The sequence below is a fragment of the Pseudomonas sp. PGPR40 genome (genome assembly GCF_022014505.1).
Taxonomy (GTDB): domain Bacteria; phylum Pseudomonadota; class Gammaproteobacteria; order Pseudomonadales; family Pseudomonadaceae; genus Aquipseudomonas.
Window position 1 is genome coordinate 17000 of sequence record NZ_JAKLSP010000021.1, and the last position, 24436, is coordinate 41435.

A 24436-nucleotide genomic window follows, 5' to 3' on the forward strand; every position below is an offset into this window, starting at 1 on the left:
CGAACGGGGATTGCAGGGTTCAAGATGCTGTAGTACCCGGGGTGGTTATCGCGGGGGTGTACTTTTTGTGTATAGTCTTACTGTTCTCGTATAGACGAATCCAAGTAAGACATCTCCCGCCTATATCATCAAAGGTACCTACCTATGAACGTTGCAAATCACCCTAATCAGGACCAGATCTTATTAGAGAATGTTCTGTCCGCACTGGGTAGCCCGTTGCGTCTGACCGTATTGAAGGTGTTGGCCGATGGCCAGGAACACCCGTGCGGGCGGATTCTCAAGGGGGCGTCGAAATCGACAATGACGCATCACTGGCGGGTCCTGCGTGACAGCGGTCTGATTTGGCAACGGCCGTATGGTCGTGAAAACCTGTTGTCTTTGCGCCGCGAAGACATGGACCAGCGTTTTCCTGGGCTGCTCGATTCACTGCTCACCGCGGTCAAGTTTGATGAACAGACCGTCGAAGTGATCAGCAAGCATGAAGTGAACGAAGATGCCGAGGCTTGAGGTTTAAGGTGACACCGCAAGTGAAGGGCAGAGTCCTTCACTGCAACCATTGAGTTCACGATCACCAGGGAGGTGAGAGTATGGGAACAAGTCATTATTGGTCGTCGCGACCGTTGTCGGAGTTAACTGATCCCGAACATCACTGGCTGTTTTTGCCGGGCGCGCTGACCCCTCGGTTAAAGGCGATGGGCGAGTACTCCATCGAAGTGGTCGAGCAGTCCCACGGGCCGCTCAACCCTGACGAGGCAGAGGCTTTGAACGTGCCGGCGGCGTCGACCGGTTGGGTGCGTGAAGTGGTCATGAAGCTCGATGGTGAACCCTGTGTCACGGCGCGCAGCCTGACCAGCGTACCGGCGCTGAGCGCCGATTGGTCGGAGCTCAACGAATACGGTGGCCGGCCATTGGCCGAGATCCTCTACACGTCGGACCAAACCCTGCGTGAACCTTTCCAGTGCACTTTGTTGTCCCCTGGCGCGCCGCTGGCAGCGCTGTCCTATCGTTTCGCCCCCCAGGCCAAACGATTGCTGGCCAGACGCTCGCGCTTCATGCGCAACGGCTCTGGCTTGTTGGTCAGTGAATGTTTTCTACCGGCCTTTTGGGCGCGGGTTTAGTCAGATCAGGCTCGGCAATCGAGCTTGAAGTCACGCGCCTCCCGATCTCTTATCTTTTCATTATCCCCTCAGCGTTCTACGGTTGAATGCCGGCCGGTATTCAAGATGTTCAAAGGTGGACAACCCCCTGATCATTCACTCGACCAAGGGGTTTTGGCGTTCTTTGTCAGCGGCAAATCACTGCTTCTATCTGACTGATCGCCGGGGTAAGGGCCAGCGCCAGTTTTTCAGCTTTCGAGGTGGGGCGCATCGTATTGGAGGAGCGCAGGAACAACGGGTCATCGAACTTTTTGCGCAAGCGCGATAACGATCCGCTGATCGCTGGTTGTTTGACATGCAGGCGTTCAGCCGTGCGGGAAACACTTCGCTCTCTAAACAACACCAGAAAAATAATGATCAGGTTAAGGTCTATGTCCGCGAAGTTTTCTTCATTGAATAACATGTTCTCATCCCTGTGATGACCCGGTATTCGACAGGCCGACGTTCAGGCAACACGGCGGCTGTGATCAATACCGGGTAGGCAGCGGTTACTGATCGGGCGCCAAACGCAGTTCATCGTTAAGACGGTAGTAATTGCGATTGAAGTAGACCAGGCCTTCCTTGGCCTCGCTGTGTTTGAGCTTGAGAATTTCACAGTAAAAAATGCTGTGAGTACCCACCTCGTCGATCTTGCTGATGCGGCAGTCGAGATTGACCAACGCTTCATCGATGGCTGGCGAACCTGTCACCAGGGTTTCGCAGTTCACACTGGAAAAGCGTTCCTGCATAGACAACTGACGATTGGCAAACGCCCCGGACGTGGATTGATGCCCTCCTGTGAGCACGTTCACACAGAGCACTCCATTGGTTTTGAAATGCTCGTGGTTGGACGAGGAGCGGTTCACGCAAACCAGCAGTGTGGGCGGTGAATCGGTCACGCTGCACACCGCCGAAGCGGTAAAGCCAAAACGGCCCGCGGGGCCATCCGTTGTCACAATGGTGACCGCACTTCCCAGCATCGCCATTGCATTACGAAACTCCGTTGAATCAACCATAGCGTCCCCTCATTCCTTGTAGGTTATTGGAGCTGATCCGTTCTTCCTTGCCCGCCATCGCCGCAAGGTGGCGGGTACTGAACGACACGTTCGGCTTCGAAGCTATAGTACGTATGTAGCCGTACCATGCAAGCTATTCCTTGTGCTTATTTTTGCTCAAAGGGGCGTGCATAAGGACGCGTTCAAGGTCCCTCTAACGGGCAGTGTTCCCAGGCGCTCTGAAGGCTGTTTTCGAACTCGACCAATTGCGCGTGCCGTTGTGTCAGCGCCGCAATCTGGTCGTTGATCTCCTGCTTCTTGTGGATGATTGCCTGTTGCGCCTGAACCCATGACAGGGGCTGACTGTTTTGGGAGGCGAAAGCCGCCTGCAATTCCTTGAGCTTGAAGCCCAGTTGCCGGGCGCACTTGATGAAGCTCAGCAGGTCGACGCTGTGTTGGTCATAGACGCGGTAGTTGCCCCTGCGCCGGGCGGGAGGCAACAGGCCGATGGCCTCGTAGTGACGGATACTCTTGATCGTCGTGCCCGAACGATGCGCGGCTTGGCCGATGTACATGAAAAGTCCTTTTTTTGCCGAGGGTAGCCAACCCCATTATCGGCAGACTCATCGGCTGGCGATAGCCTGGGCTTGCAGCAGCCAGGTTTCGCGCTGACCGGCGCTGGACCCCAGGACCGGCCCGAAGGTGAGCGTGCGATGAGGTTCGATGCCGCAAAACGCCAAGGTGGTTTTGCGCATCTGATGCAGGCCGGGCATGCGGTAGATCCAGCGGTAATACCAGGGGGGTGTGTCCATGGTCACGAGCAGATGCGCACTGCGGCCATGCAGCAATTTGTCGGGAAAGGGTTTGCCTTCGCGATACTTGAAGGCGAAGCCCGGAAGCAACACCCGATCAAGAAAACCCTTGAGCAAGGCCGGTACGCCGCCCCACCAGATCGGGTAGACCAGGGTCAGGTGTTCGGCCCACAGAATGTCCGCCTGAGCACGGCGCAAGTCGGCTTCCAGCGGCTGCACCTGTTGATAGCCTTCGCGCAGCACCGGGTCGAAGTTCATTTTTCCTAGAAACAACTGGCGCACTTCATGCCCGGCACGCAACGCCGATTGTGCGTAGCGTTCGGCAAGTGCGCCGCAGAAACTGTTGCTCGAGGGATGACCGAGAATCACCAGAATTCGTTTGCTCATCGTAACTGTCCCTGAAGATGAAACCTCAAGGGTAAAGTCTGCCCCTCAGGGGAGAGTCAAGGCGTTCAGCAAGGCCTGGGCATAACCGGGCAGCACGGCGAAGTCCCGAGCGCACAGCAACAGTTTGCGACGGGCCCACGGTTCTTTCAGTGCGATGCTTTTGAACGGTGCTTCAACTGAGCAGCGTTCGACCGCCGCCAAGGGCACGATCGCCAGCCCGACACCTCGGGCGACCATGCGCATCACGCCATCGAAGCCATCGGCACGGATGCGGATCTGCATCCGTAAGCCGCTATGCAGTGCTTGCTCTTCCAGGTACACGGCCAAGGCGCTGTTGGCGTTCAGGCCGACGTAATCATGGTGCAGGGTGGCGCTGAAACTTAACGGTCCGGTGTCGGCCAAGGGGTGATCACACGGCAGGATCAGCACCAGTGGGTCGTCGCGGAAATAGCGGGTCTGAAGGCCTTCAATATCCACGGCGTCGGACACGATGCCCAGGTCCGCCGCCCCTTGGCGCAAGGCGTGGGTGATGCGGGCGCTGGGCAGTTCTTGCAGGTCGATGTCGAGGTTCGGATGGTCGCGTAGAAAGTCTGCCAGCAATTCCGGCAGGTACTCGGTGAGCGCTGTGGTGTTGCACAGCAACCGCACCTGACCTTTGACCCCTTTGGCGTATTCGGCCAGGTCCTGCTGCATGCGCTCGGCCTGTTGCAACAGGACTCGGGCGTGCTGCGCCAAGGCCTTGCCGGCGGGTGTCGGGCTGATACCGCGACGGCCGCGTTCCAGAAAATCAGTGCCAAGTGAAGATTCCATCGCGCGGATTCGCGCGCTCGCCGCTGCCAGGGATAGATGGCTGCGAGCGGCGCCGGCGGTGATGTTGCCGGTGTCGAGGATGTTCAGGTAGAGGCGCAGGTCGGTGAGGTCGAAGTGCATACAGGTATCCCGAAGATCGTTCCCATGCTCTGCGTGGGAATGCCTCACTGGACGCTCTGCGTCCGCTTCGGCATGTGACGCGGAGCGTCACGGGCTGCATTCCCACGCAGAGCATGGGAACGATCAGGCCTCTTGCTGAGCAAGAGGCAGCCTCAGTATATGGCAGATTTTCAGCGCAACCTGCAGGGCCCACCATAGCCCCATGAATACACTCGCCGCGTTTTACCAAAACCTGGGGTTAGCCCTTTCTTTGCTGGTCATCGCCACCTTCCTGCTCGCCGGGATGATCAAAGGCGTGATCGGTCTCGGTCTGCCAACCATTGCCATGGGCTTGCTCGGTCTGGCTATGGCACCGTCGCAGGCTGCGGCTTTGCTAATTATTCCCGCCACCCTGACCAACGTCTGGCAACTGGCATTCGGCGGTCATTTTCGCGGGTTGTTGAACCGGTTATGGCCGATGCTGCTGACGATTTTCATCGGCACGGGCGCAGGCACGCTCTGGATCGGCATGATCGGTGGACACTGGGTGGTGCGAGGGCTTGGGGCGGCGTTGCTGATTTACGCCTTGAGCGGGTTGTTCCTGCCGATCTTCCACATCGGCGGTCGCACCGAGCGTTGGCTCGGTCCGCTCTGCGGTGTGCTGACGGGCATCATCACCTCGGCCACCGGCGTCTTCGTGATTCCGGCGGTGCCTTATCTGCAAGCGCTGGGCTTGAGCAAGGATGAACTGGTGCAGGCGCTGGGCCTGTCGTTCACCGTCTCGACCCTCGCGTTGGCCGCCGGCCTGTCATGGCGCGGCGCCCTCGGCGGCGGCGAGTTGAGCGCGTCTCTGCTGGCGCTGATTCCGGCAGTGCTCGGCATGCTGCTGGGGCAATGGCTGCGTCAGCGGATCAGCGCCGTGTTGTTCAAGCGCGTGTTTTTTATTGGCCTCGGCGTGCTCGGCGGTCACTTGTTGATCAGCGGCTAGCGGACGATGGGCTGAGCATTTCGATCGGGCGGATATCAAAATCCCCCTCCAGATATTCCATGCGCATGTCGAGGAATTGCTTCATGTGCGGCAGATTGGAGTGCACATCCAGATGGGCCTGGGACTGCCAGATCTCGTAGAAGATAAACAGCGTCGGGTCCTGTGTGTCTCGCAGCATGTGGTATTCGATGCAACCGGGTTCGGCGCGACTCGGTTCGACATAAGCACGGAAGAACGCTTCGAAGGCCTCGGCTTTTTCCGGGCGGGTCTTGGCGTGCAGGATGAAGCCTTGCAGTTCGCTCATCAGGTTCTCCTTGAGAGTCGTAATCGGCGCAAGTCTACGGCAACAATCACCTATCCATTCGTGCGTATGGGTCAAATGAATTTTGCCGATTGAGCGCTTAATCCACGCGAGGCTGATCGCTATTCTGCCGCCATCGAATGCCAACCTTGCGAGATTTCCCATGAAAAAAGTTCTGTTGCTCAATGGCGGCAAAAAATTTGCCCACTCCGATGGTCGCTACAACACGACGCTGCATGAAGCCGCGTTGAGCGTGCTGGACCGCGGCGGTGTGGATGTGAAAGCCACGTTTATCGATGAAGGCTATGACGTCGCGGAGGAAGTCGCCAAATTCCTCTGGGCCGATGTGATCATTTATCAGATGCCCGGCTGGTGGATGGGCGCGCCCTGGACCGTCAAGAAATACGTCGATGAAGTCTTCACCGAAGGCCACGGCAGCCTCTATGCCAGCGATGGCCGCACACGCTCTGACGCGTCACAGAAGTACGGCAGCGGCGGTTTGTTGCACGGTAAAAAATACATGCTGTCGCTGACCTGGAACGCGCCACAGCAAGCCTTCGACGACCCGACCGACTTCTTCGAAGCCAAGGGCGTGGATGCGGTGTACTTCCCGTTCCACAAGGCCAACACCTTTCTCGGCATGACCGGTTTGCCGACCTTCCTGTGCGTCGATGTGATGAAACGCCCGAATATCGAAGCCGATGTTGTGCGCTATGAGCAGCACTTGAACGAGGTGTTTGGCCTTAAGGCATAACGCTCGGCTACTATCGAAAGTCTGAGCCCCACAAGCCCGTCCACAGTAGAGCGGCGCAGACTTTCGATAAGGAACACCCGTGAAAGCCAGATCCGATGAGTTGCAGATTTTCGTCTGCGTGATTGAGTGCGGGTCGATTTCGGCTGCGGCCGAACAGGTCGGGCAAACGCCATCGGCGGTCAGCCGCACGTTGTCGCGGCTGGAGGCCAAGCTCGACACTACGCTGATCAACCGCACCACACGGCGCATGGACCTGACCGAGGAGGGCAAGTATTTTTTCGAGCACGCCAAGCTGATTCTCGATCAGATGGACCAACTCGAAGAGCGCCTGTCCTCACGCCAGCAAACCCCGTCCGGGCGCCTGCGGATCAACGCCGCTTCGCCATTCATGCTGCATGCCATCGTGCCGCACATCGAAGAGTTCCGCCGTCTCTACCCGGACATTCTGCTCGAACTCAACAGCAACGACCTGATCATCGACTTACTCGAACAAAGCACCGACATCGCCATCCGCATCGGCACGCTGGCCGACTCGACCTTGCACGCCCGCTCCCTGGGTTGCAGTCCGCTGCATATCGTCGCCAGCCCGACGTATCTGGAGCAACACGGCACACCGAGTGCTGTCGAGGATTTGACCGGGCACACGCTGCTGGGGTTTACCCAGAATGAAGGCCTCAACCAATGGCCGCTGCGCTATGTCCACGGTGACCGCTGGCCGATTCAGGCATCGATCAGTGCATCCGGGGGAGAGACGATCAGGCACCTGGCGCTGGCAGGGCAGGGCATCGCCTGCCTGTCACACTTCATGACCATCGACGACATCCGTGCCGGTCGCTTGCAGGTGCTGCTGGCGGAGTTCAACAGCGGATATCGCCAACCGATCAACGCGGTGTATTACCGCAACTCGCAACTTGCTTTACGGATTCAGTGCTTCCTGGATTTCATTCAGGGCAAATTGGCGGCTTATGCGATTGCGGATTTCAAGGGCTGATGCGTAGACCGCGTCATCGTTCTTCGCGAGCAAGTCGGATCGCCGCACCGCCGCTCCCACAGTGGACTTGCGTCGATTCACGATGATGGGAACGACACAGGACCAATGTGGGAGCGGGCTTGCTCGCGAAAGCGTTTCTGCCGGTCCATTCACTGGCCGGCCCGCGCTCAATTCCGTAACATCCGCCCTCTCTTCTCCCGCCTGTAATTTTTAGGTAAGCCATGAAACCCAAACGTCTGCGCGCCGATGTCCTGGCCGGACTCACGACCTCTTTCGCCCTGTTGCCCGAATGCATCGCCTTCGCGCTAGTGGCCCACCTCAATCCATTGATGGGGCTTTACGGCGCTTTCATCATCTGCACCCTGACTGCGCTGTTTGGTGGGCGGCCGGGGATGGTGTCTGGCGCCGCCGGATCGATGGCCGTGGTGATCGTCGCGTTGGTGGTGCAGCACGGTGTGCAGTACTTGCTGGCGACTGTGCTGCTGGGCGGATTGATCATGCTGGCGTTCGGTCTGTTGAGGCTGGGCAAACTGGTGCGCATGGTGCCGCATCCGGTGATGCTCGGCTTCGTCAACGGCCTGGCGATCGTCATCGCCCTGGCCCAGTTGGAGCATTTCAAGAGTGGTGACGCCTGGCTCAGTGGCTCGCCGTTGTACATGATGATCGGGCTGGTGGCGCTGACGATGGCCATCGTCTACCTGATGCCGCGCCTGACACGTACCGTGCCGCCGGCACTGGTGGCGATTCTGGGTGTTGGGCTGGCGGTTTACCTGCTGGGCCTGCCGACCCGCACGTTGGGCGACATGGCGCACATTGCTGGTGGCTTGCCGAGCTTCGCGCTGCCAGATATCCCATGGAGCCTGGAAACCCTGAGCATCGTCGCCCCTTACGCGATATTGATGGCGATGGTCGGCTTGCTGGAAACCCTGTTGACCTTGAACCTGACCGACGAAATTACCGAGAGCCGTGGCTACCCGGATCGCGAATGCGTGGCATTGGGTGCGGCCAATATAGTGTCTGGTGTGTTCGGCGGAATGGGCGGCTGCGCCATGATCGGGCAAACCGTGATCAACCTCAGCTCCGGTGGTCGCGGTCGGCTTTCCGGTGCAGTGGCCGGGGTGATGATCCTGCTGTTCATCTTGTTTCTATCGCCGCTGATCGAGCGCATTCCGCTGGCCGCACTGGTCGGGGTGATGTTCGTGGTGGCGCAGCAGACCTTCGCCTGGGCCTCGTTGCGGGTGCTGAACAAGGTGCCGCTCAACGACGTCCTGGTGATTATTGCGGTGACGATAATCACGGTGTTCACCGATCTGGCCATCGCCGTGCTATGCGGGATCATCATTGCGGCGCTCAACTTTGCCTGGCAACAGGCTCGCGAGCTGTATGCCGACAGTCATCAGGAAAGCGACGGCAGCAAACTCTACCGCCTGCACGGCACACTGTTTTTCGCCTCGACCACGCCATTCCTCAACCAGTTCGACCCCGCCAATGACCCGGCCCAGGTGACCCTTGATTGTCGCCACCTGAGCTTCGTCGATTACTCGGCCATCGCTGCGCTGAAAACATTGCGCGAGCGTTATGCAAAGGCTGGCAAGCAGCTACGCGTGCTGCATTTGTCCGAACGCTGCAAGAAACTGCTCAAACGCGCCAGCGAGCATCATGATTGATTTGATCCGTTCAGCAGCTGTTGAGTTTTAGTGGAGAAAGACGTGTTAGCCTAAATCAATGATTTCATTGATTGCAGGAGGCATCATGGCCAGTATCACAATTCGAAACCTGGACGATCAGATCAAGGAACAGTTGCGTATCGCCGCCGCTCACAATGGGCATTCGATGGAAGAAGAGGCTCGACTGATTCTTGGTCGAGCCCTGGCCACCGTTGATCGCGCAGGAGGTCTTGGTAGCCGAATCCGCAATAGGTTCAAAGCCAGCGGTGGGGTTGAGCTCGATCTTCCTTCGCGTCACGAGAAAGCGACAGCGGTGGATTTTTCCGAATGATAGTGCTCGATACCAATGTTCTTTCAGAATTCATGCGGATCGAGCCTGACGCTCAAGTGCTTGCCTGGGTCGATGCACAGCCAGCAATGGAGTTGGCAATCAGTGCTGTCACTGTAGCGGAAATTCTCCATGGCATTGCCCGGCTTCCGTTCGGTAAGCGCAAACAGAAACTTGAAGCCCATGCAATGGCGATGTTCGAAGAGGACTTTGCCGGAAGGATTTTGCCTTTTGATGCCCATGCCGCGGTGGAGTACGCGACGTTGGTAGCTGGCTCTGAAGCAAATGGTCGAATGGCGTCGATGGCTGATGCTCAGATAGCGGCAATCTGCCGAAGTCACGGAGCACCCATTGCCACTCGCAATGTTCGGGACTTCGAGTTTCCCGGGATTGAAGTGATCAATCCGTGGGAAGCCTGAATGACTCTGGTGATTGGTAGATCGCTTTCGCGGGCAAGCCTCGCTCCTACAGGACTGCGTAATACCGTAGGAGCGAGGCTTGCCCGCGAATGGATCTGTCATTCACCGCTGACTTAACGTCAAACCCGGAAGTGGCTCACCATCATCTGCAACTGATTACCCAACCGCGCCAGTTCAACACTGGAGGCAGCGGTTTCGTCGCTGGCGGAAGCGGTCTGTTCGGACACGTCGCGTACGTTGATGATGCTGCGACTGATCTCTTCGGCCACGGCGCTTTGTTGCTCGGCAGCGGCAGCGATCTGCTGGTTCATCGACTGGATGTTCGACACCGTGCGGGTGATGTTTTCCAGTGATACGCCGGCCTTGCGGGTCAGCGCCACACTGCTGTCAGTCAAGGTGCGGCTGTTGTTCATCACGGCCGACACTTGTTGGGTGCCGTTCTGCAGGCCGGCCACCAGGCCTTCGATTTCCTCGGTGGATTTCTGCGTGCGCTGGGCCAGGCCGCGGACTTCGTCGGCCACCACCGCAAAACCACGACCGGCTTCACCGGCACGGGCTGCTTCGATGGCGGCGTTGAGGGCCAGCAAGTTCGTCTGCTCGGCCACGGCTTTGATCACGTCCATGACGCTGCCGATCTTGTCGCTTTCCTTCTGTAACACGCTCATGGCTTCGGTGGAACGCACCACTTCGCTGGCCAGACGTTCGATCTGGGCGATGGCTTCGTTGACCACTTTGTCGCCTTCGCGCGCTTCGCCATCAGCGGCGGCTGCGGCCTGGGAGGCTTCTTCGGCATTGCGCGCGACTTCCTGCACCGTGGCCGTCATCTCGTGCATGGCGGTGGCCACCTGATCGGTCTCGATCTTCTGGCTATTGACCCCGGCGCTGGTTTGCTCAGTCACGGCCGACAGTTCTTCGGCGGCGCTGGCGATCTGGGTGACGCCATCGCGGATACCGCTGATCAAATCGCGCAGGGTCACGCCCATGCGTGCGATGCCTTGCTGCAACACGCCGAGTTCGTCGCGGCGGGTCACTTTGACGTCCCGGGACAGATCGCCGCTGGCGATGCGCTCGACCACGGCCAGGGTATCGCGCAACGGGCCGGTGATCTGACGGGTGATGAGCACGGCGGCAATGATGCCCACCAGCAATGCCAGCAACGTGCTGATCAGTTGCAGCGTGCGGGCCTGGGCGCTTTCGGCGTCGCGGCGGTCGAGCTGGATCTGATACAGCTGATCGCTCTGCGTCACGATGGCCGCGCCCTGCTCAGTCATTTCCTTGCGCGCCTGCACCGCATCGATGTTGGCGGTTTTGTACGCTTGCAAGGCGCTGCGGTAGTTACTCAGCGCAGTTTCCAGCTGACGCAGAGCATCTTGCTGGGTTTCGGCGAAATGCACGTTGAGCTGTTCCAGGCTGGCGATGGCCGTGTCCAGTTGGGCGACGGCTTTTTGCTCGGTCTCGGCGTTGGTGCTGGCGGTGTAACCACGCACTTCGTAGCGAGCCAGGATGAATGCTTCCTTGGCCGCAGTGATGGCCTGGAACTGTTCGAAGCGCTGATCGCTCAGGGGCATTTGCTGTACGCGGGTGCTGATCGTTTCGATCAACTTGCTGGCGGTTTCAGCGTTGGCGCCCATGGCGTCGCGGGCGCTGTTACCGGTGCGGTAGGCGCTGCGCATTTTGTTCAGGGATATCTGGTAAGCGCTGATGGTCGCGCTCTGCTCTTTGAGCAACTTGAGATTTTCCGGGCTTTTGAATGTCGACAGCAACGATTGTTGCTGAGCGACGAAGCCATCGAGTGTTGTTTGTACATTCTGTGCGGCAGTTTCATCGCCGTTGGTCAGCATGTATTGCAGGCGAACCACACGCAGTTTGGTCAGGCCAGCGTTTAACTGAGTGATGTCGCTCATCCAGTTGCTGCGGTCAATCAACCCGCCCAGGCTCGTCCAGCCGGTCAAGGCGAGGACGCAGGTCAGTGCCAGGACCAGGCCGAATCCCAGGCCGAGCTTCAGGTTCACGCTGATATTACCGAACCAGCTATTCATCAATATTCCTCCAGGAACGTTGTGTTTCTTGATCGTCGGTTGGCTGGAAGATTGTTGTTTTAAGAGCCAGCAAGGGGGTTAGCAGGTCTGTATCGGCAGTAATCCCGAGAGCTGAAAGGATTTTCTTGGATGGGTTCTGTAACAAGATTTTTGAGCGGGTCTTAAGCTTTTTTTCACATGGGCTTCACCGGTTGCCGACACGCGCCTCTTTACCCTCGCGGCATCGAATGACAATGGTGCATGCCGGCGAGGCGGCTTGATGTGGAATTGAGACTGAGTCTGTTCGGGAGAAAACGCTCGATCGATCTGAGCCGTTTGGACCGTTATCGAAATACTGTGGTCGTGCTGGCCTCGGCACTGCTGGTGATTCCGCTGACCGTGTGGCTGTTGCGGCCTGCTGCTGTCCCGGACCTGGCCCATGGCAATGTAGCGGGTGCCCGGGCGTTGGTGACCGGTTGGACCAAGGGCGACATGATCGTGCTGGTGCGCCACGTCGAGCGCTGCGATCACTCCACCGCAGCCTGTCTGATTGGCAACGATGGCATTACGGATCGTTCGCGCAGCGTGGCAGTGAGTGTCGGCGCGCAATTCGAGCATTTGGGCCTGGATCGGGCCGACATCTACAACAGCCCGGTGATGCGCACGGCGCAAACCGCCGGTTATATGTTCAACAAGGTCGGCGTCGACGAAGACTGGTTGGCTCACTGCAGAGGCAGCATGCTGCGCGATGTCCTCGCGCACAAGGTGGCCGGGCGCAACCTGATTCTGGTGACCCACAGCGAATGCATGGCGCAACTGGAAAAAGACCTCAAGTTACCCACCGACACCCTCGGCTACGGCGCCTCTCTGTTTATCACCGCCGAAAAGCTTCAGGCACCGCGCATGCTGGGCTTCATCGAAGCCTCTGACTGGCATTCGGTGACCACTGAATGAGCCTGACCATCATCCCTCTGGATCAGGGCGTACGATGCTGACTTCTTCCCGTTACCGCTGCCTCAGACTGCAGGCTAAATAGCTCACCTGTTACTCTCAGGTGTCATGGAGTTTGAATTTAAGGATGATGCAATGGAGCTTGCGCTGACGGTTGGCACTCACACATTGAGATTGAGCGCCCCCGACCCTGAATGGTGTAAAGCGTTGCAGCATGCGCTGAACACCAGTTTTACGGCCCATTCCGAATTTCTGCATTGGGCCAAACCCTACACCACCGAGGACGAAGCGCGCTCATTCCTCGCGCGGGCGGTCGATGAGTTCAAGAGCGAAGCTGGCGAGCGGCGGTTGCTTATCGTCGACGATGAAGCGCATACGATCATTGGCTGCATTGGCTTGAAACCCCGGCGCCGCAATCGATATCTCGTCGGCTACTGGGCCAATACCGAGTATTCGGGCAAAGGTTATATGCGGGCGGCGCTTGAAGCACTGATCAACAGCATGCCCGGTTTCACGTTTTACCTGACCACCGCCTCGGCCAACGTGGCGAGTCAGCGGCTGGCTGAAGCGGCTGGGTTTGGTTTGATCAGGATGTTTTATCAGGCGCGGTGTTCGCAGCAGCATGGGGAGCAGGATACTTATTTGTATCGGTTGAAATGCCTGTAGGAACTGCTGAAGGTTTCCCATGCGGCGGTCACCTTGAACTGACCTAATAAAACGGCAGGAAAAAAAAAGCCCGCGGGAGGCGGGCAAACCGTAGTTTCTTGAATGAGCGAGAGGAATGTACAGGTTGGAGAGAGGCGGTGGGGTGAAGAAAAATTCATGTTGATGGAAGGCTTCTCCGTGTTGCTCACTTCTATGGAAAAAATCATTGCTTTGCGAGGTGACTCAACAGTAAGTTACATAAAGTGAAACTTTCTGTAGAGTCATGAGTATGCAGTCACACTCAAAATCCACCCAGCCAATGGGGCGCCTTTTCCGGAAACTGACCCATTTGGCCAGTGACGAGCGCTATCTGTTCACCCCGGATGATCTTAGGGCGTTGGTGCCCGACATTTCCGAAGGCGCGTATAAAACCTTGTTGAGTCGTGCGGCCTCGGAAGGTCATCTGGCGCGAGTGTGCCGAGGGCTTTACCTATTTGAAGCGACCATGCCGTCCAGCGGACTGGTGTTGTTTCATGCGGCCGCCAGGCTGCGTGCCATGCAGTTCAACTACATCAGCCTTGAAACAGCATTGAGTGATTGTGGCGTCATCTCGCAGATCCCCATCAACTGGATCACGCTGATGTCTTCCGGACGCAGCAGCACTCTTTCGTGCGGACGTTGGGGCACTATCGAATTTGTGCACACCCGCCAGAAACCTCAGGACCTGGTCGGTCAGGTCCACTACGACGCACGTTGCCGTCTATGGCGGGCAACACCGCAACAGGCATTGCGAGACATGAAGGCGGCGAAACGAAATATGGACTTGATCGATTGGAGCGTTGCCAATGAGTTTGTTTGATGAGCTGGTAGATGAGGCACTAAAAAACAAGCGGGATCTGGCGCCATTGCGGATCGTGGTAGAAAAGGAATTGCTGCACCACGACATCATGTTGGCGCTGAGTTCTGCTGGCATGCTCGCCAAGCTGACCTTCATTGGTGGTATCTGTTTGCGTGCTTGCTACGGTTCTAACCGTTTGAGTGAGGATCTGGATTTTACCGGTGGTGCAGATTTCAATCGCGAGAGCCTGACCGAGCTTGCCCATGTATTGGTCACCACACTAAAAACCAAATACGGCCTTGAAGTTGAAGTCGGTGAGCCTGTTCGTGAGGAAGGGAATGTCGACACCTGGAAACTGAAGGTTCAAACCAGACCAGGGCGCAAAGACCTGCCGGCACAGCGCATTAATATCGACGTGTGCTCCATCCCGAGCTATCAGCCACAGCCAATGCAGTTGCTTAATCCTTATGGTGTCGAAATGGGCACAAGCGGTCTGATCCTGCAGGCTGAGACACGGGAAGAAATCTATGCGGACAAGATCGTGGCTTTTGCTCTGCGTCCGAACCGAATCAAGAATCGTGATCTCTGGGATATGGTTTGGCTGCGTCAGCAAGGCGTTACACCGCAACTGGATCTGATTGCGAAAAAACTGGGCGATCATCACTGCGAACAGGACGAGTTCTTGAGACTGTTCAAGAAGCGTTCAACGCTGCTCGGTACCGATCCGAAAATCGCCAATGAATTTCGCAAGGAAATGAGTCGGTTCCTGCCGGGGGAGTTGGTAAATCAAACCGTTAATGAACCGGCGTTCTGGACGTTTCTGGTTGGGCATGTACGTGATTTGTATGTGATGACAGAAAAAGCGCTGAGTGCCGATGAGAGTGTTCAGAGTTTTGGCTTCAAGATGTGAAACCGAAGAGCAAGCGGTAGCAGCCGTAAAAATGGGCGACCTCAATGAGGTCGCCCATTTTGCTTTTCTACGCCAAAATCTGCGCCTGTAGCCGTCGCCTGTATCGATCCAGAAAAAACCACCATTCGATCAACGAGCGCGATCCACTCAGTGAACGACGGGAGGCTTGGCTACGGCCACCGGCCCGTTCGGATCGAGGTTATCACGTGCTCGGTTGACCAAAAGCTCGGTCAACATTGTCAATCGCTGAAGAGCCAGTGCCACATTGCGCTGCGAGCCTTCGAGCCGGTTGGCAAAGTCCAAAGTCATGACGTTGAGGGAAGCCAGGTTTTCGCTGGCATGAGCGAGCAGGGTATTCGTATCGACGCCTGGGCGGACGCTGAAAATGTTTCTGTTCAGGTTGCGCCGGCGGGCGCTGACGGCGCGTTCGGTGGCTTGGGGACGTTGGGTTGGGTCGAGGGTTTCAGGCTCTGAAGTGCCCGGATTTACAACTAATTTCAGGGGGATTTTTTTCATAAGGGCGTTCCATGGGGTTAGGGATCCTTACGCTGTTTCGGCTTGTCAAAACCGTCCGCAGGGTTTGTAGCGAAGAATGAAGACTATCTTCCGGAAACCTTGTTCGCCAGTTCATGGACGTCGCTATGAGTCGCGGGAAATTTCCCAGTATGACGTGACTCTAATCTGTCAGAGAAATCCTTTCTCGCTACGAAAATACCGACTGGGCGCCTCACCCAATACTCGACGGAAAACACTGGTGAAGGCACTCGGGCTGCTATAGCCCAGATCAGTCGCCACCCGCGTAATTGCCTCCCCGTTACCCAGACGCACCACGGCCGCCAATAGACATGCCTGCTGACGCCATTCGACAAAGCTGATACCGGTTTGTTGGCGAAATAGACGGGTGAATGTGCGGCGGCTCATCCCGACCTGCCTGGTCATATCATCAATCCCTATCTCCAGCGAAGGTTGCTCCAGCAGGTTGCGGCAGGCGTGTGCCAACCTTGGCTCAACCGGCAGAGGTGCATTAAGCGATAGGGGCGACATGCCTGCTATTTCGTGAAGCAGCAATGTCATCAAATGGCCGTCCAGATGCTCCTTGGCATACAGTGCCGGAACGTCTATGGCCCGGATCAGCAACTGCCGAAGCAGTGCCGACACGCCGAAGACCTGGCAGTGCGCAGGCAGACTGAGCCGAGTCGCGGCACCGTTACGGATGTAAGTATTAAGCATGGTGACCGGCCCACTCATGCTCATCTCATGGGGAACTCCCGCCGGTACCCAGATAGCCCTTTGTGGAGGCACGACCCAGTTACCCTGGCTGGTTAATACCGTGATGACGCCGCAGGTGGCGTAGGCGAACTGCCCACGTTGATGCGTATGCAGCGCAAAGCGCTGGCCATCCAGATAGTTATTGGCCGTCACCACTGCATCGCGGGGTGTGTTTTCGTAGGGATCTATTTCAGTTTCGCGCATGGCCCGAATTTAATGATTTATGACCTGGTAGTGCAAGCGAGCCATTGCCTCTATTGCTCATAGTGATGACTTGGTTGGTGCATACAGCTGCCGGCCTTGTCTTCTGGAAATAGAACGTCATGCAGAAAAAACATCTGACCCTGGCCGTCTTGGTGACGGCCGTCTGGGGCCTGAACTTTCCCATCACCAAACTAGGCCTGGCCGCCATCGATCCGCTGTTGCTGACTGCTCTTCGCTTTACGCTGGCTGCATTGCCGTGGGTGTTTTTTGTCAGGCGCCCGCCGATCGCCATAGGATGGTTGGCCGCCTATGGATTGATTTTTGGCGTCGCGATGTGGGCATTGATCAACCTGGGCATCGAACTGGGTGTCCCACCAGGAACCGCTGCCCTGTTGATCCAGTTCAGTGCATTTTTTACCTTGGGTTGGGGAGTATTGCTGTTTCGCGAGCATCTGAGCCTTGGACAGATCCTTGGAGTGGGGCTCGCCGCGCTGGGTTTGATCAGCATTATTTTCAGCAGTCCCGGCCATGCAACGACAGTAGGTTATGGCTTGTTGTTGGTGAGTGCCTTTAGTTGGAGTGTCGGCAACGTCATCATCAAGAGGTCGAAGGTCCGGGAAATGTTCGCCTTTGTGGTATGGGCCAGCCTGTTCCCGCCGATTCCCTTGTTGGTACTCACTTGGCTGGCACACGGTCCCGCTCCGTTTACCTCCTTGGCAACACACCTTGAGTGGGTGTCGGTGTTCTCGATTTTGTTTCAAGTCTACGCGGCGACGCATTTCTGCTATTGGGGTTGGAATCTACTGCTGCGAGAGTACCCGGTTTCCAGAGTGGCACCGCTGTCATTGCTGATCCCGGTGTTTGGGATCGCAGGTTCGATGCTGATGCTTGGGCATAGGGTTGATTTCAATGAAGGGATTTCGATTGCGCTGATTCTATCGGCACTTGCAGTGGGGTTGATGAAGGGGCGCCAGTCGGTGCGCATTGCACCCTCTGGAAAATAGGGCGTTCAGTTCTGTCACGTATTCAGAACATCCCTATCCACTCAAAGCCAAAAAAAGGCACCTGCGATATGCTCGTCAGGTGCCTTTTTTTATTGGGGAAGCGGCAACGATTTCCTATGCCGGGTTCGTTACGACGCCGAAACCTGCATCTGTAACCTTCGCCCGACCACATCCAGCAAATCGCAGCCATCGCGCAACGAAGTCACCAACACCCGCGCCAGCTCACTGTAGACGCCTTCGTTCACAGCGAAACTCTCCAGCAATTGAGTTGCAGTACGGATGCGGTAGGCCGCCGTTTCATGCAGCACATCCAGCGGTGCTTCGGTGTCGATCAGCAGCGACGTAATGGTGCAGTCGATGCCGGTGACCGGCATGTATCGATCCATGACAAAACCTCCATTTCGATCGACTTTCATGTCTGAAAGGCGGGTGGCTTAGGCGCACATGGTGTACTCCAACGCTGTTCGTGTATTCCAAAATTTACCAGCCGGGCGCTTGGAATACCGCTTGGAATACATTTCAAAATGGATCTGTGAGAGCAGTAATGGAACTCAATGGCGCTGAACCCCCCGTATTTACTGGATTTCAGGCACAAAAAAAGACGTCCGTGGACGTCTTTAGATGATGAAGTGGTGGGCCGGGGTAATTTGAAACGGTAATTTATCCTATTGATTATTATCGTTAATATTAGTTTTGTATTTTGATTGGAATACCAATTGGAATACCTCACGAAATAGCATTCCATTGACCCTCGCTTGTATTCGATCTGAAAACCTTGCTTCGCATCCATGATAAGCAGTGATCTTCTTACAGCGGTCGGGACAACAGGTAGCAATCGATCCGAGTCGGAAGGTGGCGACAGGCAGAAACCGGCCGATTCTGTTGAAAAAGTCGGCCATGGTTTGCGCATCAGAAAAGTACGCGTCCGAGATTGAAATCTTTACTTTTGGCAGGGGCTTCCGGATTCGGACTTCACGTAGCCGCGTGCAAAAAAGGCGTTTTCACCAGTCAATGATCAGGCAGTTTGGGCAGACCGACTTTTCCAACAGAATCGGCCAAAAGCTGTCAGTCAGAGGTGCAAGATTTGGGTTCTAGCCCACCTATTTTTTGACAGGCAAGCCACCGTTAGCTGCGCGGGTTTGTGTCAGCCAAAAAAACTTGGACGGGGCGACATCATATTGCTATCTTTCGTCAAGATTTAAGTTCAGAGTAAAAACGTAATGTTGGAATTGGTCTCATCGGCAGAACACGTCAGCATGCAATTAGCTCTTTGGAATGGAGCCAATGTATAAAGCAAATCAATGGAATGTTGCCCGTGACGAATATCAATCTCATCTATCCTGAGTCATCTCCGGCCAAGCTTTGGGTAGATATCAACCGCCCTTTATCGCTTGCTCTTCAAGCTGAATTGATTCATAGAGGGTACGAGTTGCGGCAGGTGGACGCGGGCCTTCAGGCGCTTTGTTCAGAAAAATCGAACATTCCTACGTTCAATGAGCTTTTGACGCAACTGTTGGATGACGAAGTTACTCGTAGGAAAATTCCACTAAATACATTAGTGCGGCTGGATATGTTTATGGAGGCCTCTGAATGAACGCTAACTTCGTTGTGGGAAGCCTGCTGCCATTCGGTTTTCATCGGCTCGACGATCAGTCCGTTGTAGCCGTTAGTGCTGCAGGTGACCATGCCTTTTTGACGCAACAGGAATTGTCGGCTCTAGTCCAAGCACCTGAAAAATTAGAGTTCAAAAAGCGCGCGGAACTACAATCTAAGTATTTTTTGACCGGAAAAAGTTCTTTCGGAACTCTAGAGCTATTACGATCACGAATAGCGGCCCGGAAAGAAACTGTATTGGCAGGTCAGTCTTTGCACATAATTGTGCCTACCCTTCAATGCGAACATTCTTGTCAATACTGCCAAGTCAGCAGACGTCTTGAAGATGTGGGTCATTCAATGACCCCAATTCAGATTGATGCTGCTTGCGCGACTATTTTTCAAAGTCAGGCCAATGCTCTGACAATTGAGTTTCAAGGTGGCGACCCGCTGCTCCGTTTCGATCTTATTCAACGAGCAATTGATCTTATTCAAAAGATGAATCTGGAACACAAGCGCCGTATTCGTTTCGTGGTTGCATCAACGTTGCACCAATTAACCTCTGGAATGTGTGAGTACTTTAGAAATAATCAGGTCTACCTCTCAACGAGCCTTGACGGCCCGGCGACGTTGCACAATAAAAACCGCCCATTACCATCGCGTGATTCGCATGCCCGGACTTTGGCAGGAATCGAACTGGCACGGCGTATCATGGGGCCACACGCGGTTGCAGCATTGATGACCACAACTAAAGCCTCTCTTGCGTACCCTGAGGCCATTGTGGATGAGTATGTAAAAAATGGATTCACCGAAATTTTCATACGACCGTTAAGCTTGTATGGATTTGCCAAACGCAACATCAAGCATTTGGGATACACCCTTCCAGAGTTCACAAACTTCTATCAGAAAGCTTTGCATCGTGTCTTAGAATGGAACGCCAGAGGTACTGAGTTGCGTGAAGGTACCGCCGCACTAATTTTTAACAAACTTTTATCACCCTTCGATGCGGGTTACGTCGATTTGCAAAGCCCGACAGGGTCTGGCCTTGCTGTTCTGGTCTACAACTACGATGGTTATGTCTATCCAAGCGACGAGGCACGGATGCTCGCCGAAACGGGAGATTGTTCTTTGCGTTTAGGTTCTATTGGTGAGTCCCTTGCACAGTTAATGACTTCTCCTGTCATGAGGCAGCTGATAGAAACAAGTATTTCTACTCAAGCAGTGGGCTGTGAAATTTGCGCGTTCAATAGTTTTTGCGGGCCTGATCCAGTGGGGGCGCAAGCTGAGTTTGGTGACATGAGGACTGTTGCTTTGCTTACTGAACACTGCAAACGATATAAATGGCTCTTCGAATACTTTTTTCGTAAGTTACGAACTGCCGACGACGATTTTCTCGATATTGCCTATCGCTGGGCTCACCCCGCTGGATATTCTGATGCGTAAGGTCCGTGTACGAACGCATGGCGTTGGATATCGAACAGTAGCTAGAGTCATTTCGCTCGAGAATTTGAGCGCGCAGTGGCGACCCGAATTGAGATTTTTAGTGAGGGCCGCAGATGCGGAGGGGATCACCAAAGTTGCGCAACTGCGTAGTGCTGGGCTAACCAACCTAATTTTACTGACACCTAATCTCCATGCCGCAGGCCAATGGCAGGCAGAGACTGTGGTTGAAACCGGCGGCATTCTGATGGACGAAGACGTAGTAGCCGTCGCCGACCACATGAATCACGCGCATGTCCTATTTCGGTATACAGACCAGCACCACACTGTTTTCCTCACCAATCGGTGCAATAGCTATTGCCTAATGTGCTCGCAGCCCCCGACAAAACATGACGATAGCTGGTTGGTGAACGAGGCGGTAGAAGTCGCCAATCATATAGCTAGCTCTCCGCATACATTGGGATTTTCCGGAGGAGAGCCTTTGTTGCTGGGTGAGCATCTGCGTCTAGTGCTTGATACCTTTGCTCATCAACATCCTAGCACTCGGTACGACGTGTTGAGCAACGGCAGGCTGTTAGCTGATCCGATCTATGCTGAGCACATGTTAAAGGGGTTGAGTGAGCGCGTGACATGGATGGTGCCGCTCTATGGGCATGCTGACTTTCTACATGACTTTGTCGTGCAGAGTCCGGGGGCATTTGAGGAGACACTGGCTGGTCTATTGAATCTTCGTCGATTTGGGCAAGCCGTTCAGTTGAGAATCGTGCTGATTCGCCCTGTTTTGGAAAACCTTGCAGCGCTTTGCGAATTCATTGGTCGTAATTTGCCTTTCGTCCGTGAGGTCGCATTAATGGCATGTGAACCCATTGGCTTTGCTTTGGCAAACCCTGAACTGACCGACATTGACCTTCGAGACTGGAGCACGGAGCTCAGTCACGGCTTCAGGACACTGAAGCGAGCGAAGGTACCTGCCATTTTGATGAATGCCCCACTCTGCGCTCTGCCACAAACTCTGTGGCCGTATGCACACAAAAGCATCTCCGATTGGAAACGTACGTTTGCTGAGGACTGTGCTACGTGCAGAGTGAAAACAGAGTGTGCAGGCCTTTTCTCATGGCATCACCCAGGTAAACATTCGATGAAAATCCAAAAAATTGAAGGGATTATCAATGTCTAAATTCATCACGTCGCTGTCAGCATTCATTGCCGGAACTTCTTTGGTGAACACGGATGTGCAAGCCCTGGAGCAGGGGCTGAAGAACCCTTTCGGCAGCAGACTCGATCCGGTCAGCTTGCGTCCGCTTAACATGCCCGGCGATAACCTATACGCAGCCCATCGATCCCACTCGTCACATTCCTCGCATTCATCTCACAGTTCAGGAAGCGGTTCCTACTCTGCTCCAAGCCGGACTTACACGGCTCCAAGTAAGACTTATTCCCCCCCTAGTCCTGCCTATTCAGCACCAAAAACACCTTACTCGAGCAACTTTGGAACGAGCGGTTCGAACAGTCTTGGTGGTTCCACCGGTAGCCGCAATCCTGTAGACGCAGGAAGGCCTTCGACAGTCAGCCCCATCAGCTCAGATTTCGATCCTAATAATAAAAAACTCATGGAGCTAATTCGGCGCGTACAGATGGGTTTGATTATCAAAGGTTATGAACCTGGCACCATAGACGGCGTGATGGGCGAGCAAACTCGTTTGGCACTGAAATTATTCCAGTCTCATAACAGCTTGCCTGCAGATGGCATGATGGGTACGCAAACACTGAACGCCTTAGGCGTGATTGTTCCCAAATGAATCATAAGGTCTATAGATATATTCGATTTTGGGCTCCCGTGATATCCGTGATCGGACTGGGCTTCATTGTCTTCCATGATTATGTTCGACCGCTTATTGCCGAATATAGTCACGGTGATGAGTACAAGCGACTCGCTTTAGAGTGCGACCTGGCAATGCATGAGGAAGCTGCGCTACGGGGATTGATCGGAAATGATCCACAGTCCGAACGTCTCAGGTTAAGTGCAGACGTTGGGATGATGGTCTGTCACGACTACGACATACTTCGTAAACAGCTATTAATTCAGGGTCTATCAGAAGACCAACTGGCGATGTTAGGCCTGGAGGTACTTGAAGTAGAACAAATCACGGTACAGCAGATGGTCGATGCTCATCGCATGGATAGATTTTAATATGAGGAAGTCGATTCTTACGTATTTTATTTTCCTCTCCTGGATTAGCCATCTGCAGGCGTCGCAACTTAACCATGAAGATCAACTTCTGAGGAAAGTGCTCACTGCCTATCGTGTTGAGCCCATGACTACCAGGCCGTTGTTCATGGGGCCGAAGGAAAAGTTAGGGCAGATGCTGTTTTTTGATCCCGTCATGGGGGGGCCAAACAACACGACTTGCGCGACTTGTCACGTCCGTAGCAAAGGCAGTGTTGACGGGTTGCCTATGGCTGTGGGTATCGGCTCAAGCGGAGTGGGAGAGCAAAGGCTTCAATCTCCAGAAGCTTTTGTCATACCCAGAAATGTGCTCCCGTTTTTTAATCGTGGAGAAAGCGATTTTACCGCTCTATTTTGGGATGGACGAGTACAGATGGGTGAAAATGGGAATTTTGAATCGCCTATGGGTAATAAACTGCCAAAGGGATTCGAAAATCTACTTGCCGTCGCAGCAAGCTTTCCCCAAGTTGAACCTGATGAGATGCTGGGCCGATCTGTACGCCGCGGAGGTGAGAACCAAGCCACCTACCATGCGGATCTAGTCGATATGACAGTCGACCCTGACAACTTTCAAGAGCGGACATTGAATGTTTATAGTAATTTGGTTAAACGTTTGTTAGGCACTTCGGCCGCCTCGACCCCTATGCAATCAGAATATAGAAAACTCTTCCAATCAGCTTATCCGGCTACAAGCGAGTTTGATATTACTCATATTGGCAATGCCTTGGCAGCTTACATTTCCTTGGCGTTTCAGCTTAAGCCAGCAGCTTGGGATAGCTATGTAAGAGGAGAAATCTCCGCTTTATCCCAGCAGCAAAAAAAAGGAGCGATGATTTTCTTCGGGAAAGGGCGCTGTGCGGTTTGTCATACAGGTGAGGAGTTCTCGGATTTTAAATATCACGGACTTGCCGTGCCGCAACTCGACGTTGGCAAACACGGAGGTTATTTAGATTATGGAAGGGCAAAAGCGACGGGGTTGGCCATAGATCGCTTTCAATTTCGCACTCCACCGCTACGTAATGTTACGCGCACTGGGCCATGGGGGCACAACGGTGTATTCACATCCTTGGAAGAAGTCATTAGTCATCACTTCAACCCCATTCCATTAATGTTTGCCGCGCAGAAAGGCCGACCTCGCGAAGCGGAACTCGCGGGGCGGCTGCTGAGGTACCGCTCCCCCATCCTTGCCGAGATCTACCCGATGGCGCCAAACGACGTGGGGGCAGTCGTCGCGTTTCTAGAGGCACTGCAATCAGATCCTATTTTGTCAACTGATGAAGCTCTGCCTAAATCAGTCCCCTCAGGGATGAATCAGTTCATTGTTGAATGAATCGCACTGCGCAGAACCGACAACGTCATCGTCCAGGGGACTTTCAGGAAGCGTTTGAGGCCGGTTTTCTGCTGCGTTTGCAGCAGACGCTGCTCAACCTTCGTGAAGCTGCTGTATCCCGATCAACAAGTTTCGATGCTTGAGACTTTGCTTTTCCCGCCAAACCCTCTGATCAAGCGATCTTTGATCGCGCCGATCGGAGGGTTCACTCGCTTTTTGTCGAAGGCACTTCGTTCCATCCTTCCATTTCAAATTTGATTAGCGTCACTCCTCTTTTACCCATCAGTAATTGCCCTCAATCTCTGTCAAGTGCAACGCAG

At 54.9% G+C, this 24436-nt stretch carries 29 protein-coding genes and 1 pseudogene; 19 read left to right on the top strand and 11 right to left on the bottom strand.

Annotated elements, in window-relative coordinates; genetic code table 11:
* Window positions 1-144 precede the first annotated feature (144 nt).
* Both MEB48_RS18400 and MEB48_RS18405 read left to right on the top strand, forming a co-directional pair.
* Window positions 145-507 (top strand): ArsR/SmtB family transcription factor, encoded by a 363-nt coding sequence (locus MEB48_RS18400; RefSeq protein WP_008067485.1) that lies wholly within the window; start codon window positions 145-147, stop codon window positions 505-507.
* A gap of 80 nt (window positions 508-587) precedes the next feature.
* Window positions 588-1118: a chorismate--pyruvate lyase family protein gene (locus MEB48_RS18405; RefSeq protein WP_237885421.1), complete on the top strand. Its 531-nt coding sequence runs from the start codon at window positions 588-590 to the stop codon at window positions 1116-1118.
* A 166-nt stretch (window positions 1119-1284) separates the two neighbouring features.
* Here MEB48_RS18405 and MEB48_RS18410 read toward each other — a convergent pair whose 3' ends face one another.
* From MEB48_RS18410 to MEB48_RS18430, 5 genes are all read right to left on the bottom strand, one after another.
* The gene (locus MEB48_RS18410; RefSeq protein ID WP_237885422.1) at window positions 1285-1560 is read right to left on the bottom strand and encodes a helix-turn-helix domain-containing protein; all 276 of its coding nucleotides are present in this window, start codon (window positions 1558-1560) and stop codon (window positions 1285-1287) included.
* 85 nt (window positions 1561-1645) lie between these two features.
* Window positions 1646-2152 (bottom strand): flavin reductase, encoded by a 507-nt coding sequence (locus MEB48_RS18415; protein WP_237885423.1) that lies wholly within the window; start codon window positions 2150-2152, stop codon window positions 1646-1648.
* A 182-nt stretch (window positions 2153-2334) separates the two neighbouring features.
* Window positions 2335-2706, bottom strand: a complete 372-nt coding sequence (locus tag MEB48_RS18420; protein WP_237885424.1) for a MerR family transcriptional regulator — start codon at window positions 2704-2706, stop codon at window positions 2335-2337.
* A 48-nt stretch (window positions 2707-2754) separates the two neighbouring features.
* The gene (locus MEB48_RS18425; protein WP_237885425.1) at window positions 2755-3330 is read right to left on the bottom strand and encodes an NAD(P)H-dependent oxidoreductase; all 576 of its coding nucleotides are present in this window, start codon (window positions 3328-3330) and stop codon (window positions 2755-2757) included.
* A gap of 45 nt (window positions 3331-3375) precedes the next feature.
* Window positions 3376-4260: a LysR substrate-binding domain-containing protein gene (locus MEB48_RS18430; protein ID WP_237885426.1), complete on the bottom strand. Its 885-nt coding sequence runs from the start codon at window positions 4258-4260 to the stop codon at window positions 3376-3378.
* Between the two features lie 202 nt (window positions 4261-4462).
* On the opposite strand from MEB48_RS18430, the gene MEB48_RS18435 reads away from it, so the two are divergent.
* A complete protein-coding gene (locus tag MEB48_RS18435; protein ID WP_237885427.1) occupies window positions 4463-5227 on the top strand; it encodes a sulfite exporter TauE/SafE family protein in 765 nt (254 codons plus the stop codon).
* On the opposite strand, the gene MEB48_RS18440 is transcribed toward MEB48_RS18435, so the two are convergent.
* A complete protein-coding gene (locus MEB48_RS18440) occupies window positions 5217-5531 on the bottom strand; it encodes a putative quinol monooxygenase (protein ID WP_237885428.1) in 315 nt (104 codons plus the stop codon). The genes MEB48_RS18435 and MEB48_RS18440 overlap by 11 nt on opposite strands.
* A gap of 160 nt (window positions 5532-5691) precedes the next feature.
* Here MEB48_RS18440 and MEB48_RS18445 point away from each other — a divergent pair, with 160 nt between their 5' ends.
* The 5 genes from MEB48_RS18445 to MEB48_RS18465 all read left to right on the top strand — a co-directional run bounded on the left by MEB48_RS18445 (window position 5692) and on the right by MEB48_RS18465 (window position 9687).
* A complete protein-coding gene (locus MEB48_RS18445; RefSeq protein WP_237885429.1) occupies window positions 5692-6282 on the top strand; it encodes an NAD(P)H-dependent oxidoreductase in 591 nt (196 codons plus the stop codon).
* A 79-nt stretch (window positions 6283-6361) separates the two neighbouring features.
* Window positions 6362-7273 (top strand): LysR family transcriptional regulator, encoded by a 912-nt coding sequence (locus MEB48_RS18450; protein ID WP_237885430.1) that lies wholly within the window; start codon window positions 6362-6364, stop codon window positions 7271-7273.
* A gap of 221 nt (window positions 7274-7494) precedes the next feature.
* Window positions 7495-8940, top strand: coding sequence for a SulP family inorganic anion transporter (locus tag MEB48_RS18455; protein ID WP_237885431.1), 1446 nt, complete (start codon window positions 7495-7497; stop codon window positions 8938-8940).
* A gap of 85 nt (window positions 8941-9025) precedes the next feature.
* Window positions 9026-9271 (top strand): FitA-like ribbon-helix-helix domain-containing protein, encoded by a 246-nt coding sequence (locus MEB48_RS18460; protein WP_095055567.1) that lies wholly within the window; start codon window positions 9026-9028, stop codon window positions 9269-9271.
* Window positions 9268-9687, top strand: coding sequence for a type II toxin-antitoxin system VapC family toxin (locus tag MEB48_RS18465; RefSeq protein ID WP_237885432.1), 420 nt, complete (start codon window positions 9268-9270; stop codon window positions 9685-9687). The genes MEB48_RS18460 and MEB48_RS18465 overlap by 4 nt, the downstream gene beginning before the upstream one ends.
* 119 nt (window positions 9688-9806) lie before the next feature.
* Here the strand turns inward: MEB48_RS18465 and MEB48_RS29440 are convergent, their stop codons facing one another.
* Both MEB48_RS29440 and MEB48_RS29445 read right to left on the bottom strand, forming a co-directional pair.
* Window positions 9807-10670: a methyl-accepting chemotaxis protein gene (locus MEB48_RS29440; RefSeq protein WP_442969107.1), complete on the bottom strand. Its 864-nt coding sequence runs from the start codon at window positions 10668-10670 to the stop codon at window positions 9807-9809.
* 42 nt (window positions 10671-10712) lie between these two features.
* Window positions 10713-11726, bottom strand: a pseudogene (locus MEB48_RS29445) (methyl-accepting chemotaxis protein); the annotation flags it as partial.
* Window positions 11727-11987: 261 nt separating this feature from the next.
* On the opposite strand from MEB48_RS29445, the gene MEB48_RS18475 reads away from it, so the two are divergent.
* The 4 genes from MEB48_RS18475 (at window position 11988) to MEB48_RS18490 (ending at window position 15049) form a co-directional block, all read left to right on the top strand.
* On the top strand, window positions 11988-12659 hold the full coding sequence (locus tag MEB48_RS18475; protein ID WP_237885434.1) for a histidine phosphatase family protein: 672 nt from the start codon (window positions 11988-11990) through the stop codon (window positions 12657-12659).
* 132 nt (window positions 12660-12791) lie between these two features.
* Entirely contained in the window at window positions 12792-13322 is a 531-nt protein-coding gene (locus MEB48_RS18480; protein WP_237885435.1) for a GNAT family N-acetyltransferase, read from the top strand.
* A 298-nt stretch (window positions 13323-13620) separates the two neighbouring features.
* Window positions 13621-14160, top strand: a complete 540-nt coding sequence (gene abiEi, locus MEB48_RS18485; protein WP_269137539.1) for a type IV toxin-antitoxin system AbiEi family antitoxin — start codon at window positions 13621-13623, stop codon at window positions 14158-14160.
* Window positions 14147-15049, top strand: a complete 903-nt coding sequence (locus tag MEB48_RS18490; RefSeq protein ID WP_237885437.1) for a nucleotidyl transferase AbiEii/AbiGii toxin family protein — start codon at window positions 14147-14149, stop codon at window positions 15047-15049. The genes abiEi and MEB48_RS18490 overlap by 14 nt, the downstream gene beginning before the upstream one ends.
* A gap of 147 nt (window positions 15050-15196) precedes the next feature.
* Here the strand turns inward: MEB48_RS18490 and MEB48_RS18495 are convergent, their stop codons facing one another.
* Both MEB48_RS18495 and MEB48_RS18500 read right to left on the bottom strand, forming a co-directional pair.
* Window positions 15197-15565 (bottom strand): DUF6124 family protein, encoded by a 369-nt coding sequence (locus MEB48_RS18495; protein ID WP_237885438.1) that lies wholly within the window; start codon window positions 15563-15565, stop codon window positions 15197-15199.
* A gap of 168 nt (window positions 15566-15733) precedes the next feature.
* A complete protein-coding gene (locus MEB48_RS18500; RefSeq protein WP_237885439.1) occupies window positions 15734-16522 on the bottom strand; it encodes an AraC family transcriptional regulator in 789 nt (262 codons plus the stop codon).
* A gap of 119 nt (window positions 16523-16641) precedes the next feature.
* Between MEB48_RS18500 and MEB48_RS18505 the strand changes: the two genes are divergently transcribed.
* Window positions 16642-17526 carry an EamA family transporter gene (locus MEB48_RS18505; RefSeq protein ID WP_237885440.1) on the top strand — a complete coding sequence of 295 codons (885 nt, stop codon included), beginning with the start codon at window positions 16642-16644 and terminating at the stop codon, window positions 17524-17526.
* Window positions 17527-17654: 128 nt separating this feature from the next.
* Here MEB48_RS18505 and MEB48_RS18510 read toward each other — a convergent pair whose 3' ends face one another.
* A complete protein-coding gene (locus MEB48_RS18510) occupies window positions 17655-17912 on the bottom strand; it encodes a hypothetical protein (RefSeq protein ID WP_237885441.1) in 258 nt (85 codons plus the stop codon).
* Window positions 17913-18841: 929 nt separating this feature from the next.
* Here MEB48_RS18510 and MEB48_RS18515 point away from each other — a divergent pair.
* Genes MEB48_RS18515 through MEB48_RS18540 form a run of 6 tightly spaced genes read left to right on the top strand, consistent with a single transcriptional unit; the run spans window position 18842 to window position 24116 of the window.
* On the top strand, window positions 18842-19120 hold the full coding sequence (locus tag MEB48_RS18515; protein ID WP_141234448.1) for a hypothetical protein: 279 nt from the start codon (window positions 18842-18844) through the stop codon (window positions 19118-19120).
* Window positions 19117-20562 (top strand): His-Xaa-Ser system radical SAM maturase HxsB, encoded by a 1446-nt coding sequence (gene hxsB / locus MEB48_RS18520; protein ID WP_095145087.1) that lies wholly within the window; start codon window positions 19117-19119, stop codon window positions 20560-20562. The genes MEB48_RS18515 and hxsB overlap by 4 nt, the downstream gene beginning before the upstream one ends.
* A complete protein-coding gene (hxsC, locus tag MEB48_RS18525) occupies window positions 20555-21736 on the top strand; it encodes a His-Xaa-Ser system radical SAM maturase HxsC (protein WP_095145086.1) in 1182 nt (393 codons plus the stop codon). The genes hxsB and hxsC overlap by 8 nt, the downstream gene beginning before the upstream one ends.
* Window positions 21729-22358 carry a His-Xaa-Ser repeat protein HxsA gene (gene hxsA, locus MEB48_RS18530; protein WP_095145085.1) on the top strand — a complete coding sequence of 210 codons (630 nt, stop codon included), beginning with the start codon at window positions 21729-21731 and terminating at the stop codon, window positions 22356-22358. Before hxsC ends, hxsA begins: the two co-directional genes overlap by 8 nt.
* Entirely contained in the window at window positions 22355-22750 is a 396-nt protein-coding gene (locus MEB48_RS18535) for a TIGR03982 family His-Xaa-Ser system protein (RefSeq protein WP_095145084.1), read from the top strand. The genes hxsA and MEB48_RS18535 overlap by 4 nt, the downstream gene beginning before the upstream one ends.
* Window positions 22725-24116: a His-Xaa-Ser system-associated MauG-like protein gene (locus MEB48_RS18540; RefSeq protein ID WP_237885442.1), complete on the top strand. Its 1392-nt coding sequence runs from the start codon at window positions 22725-22727 to the stop codon at window positions 24114-24116. The genes MEB48_RS18535 and MEB48_RS18540 overlap by 26 nt, the downstream gene beginning before the upstream one ends.
* Window positions 24117-24436: the final 320 nt, after the last annotated feature.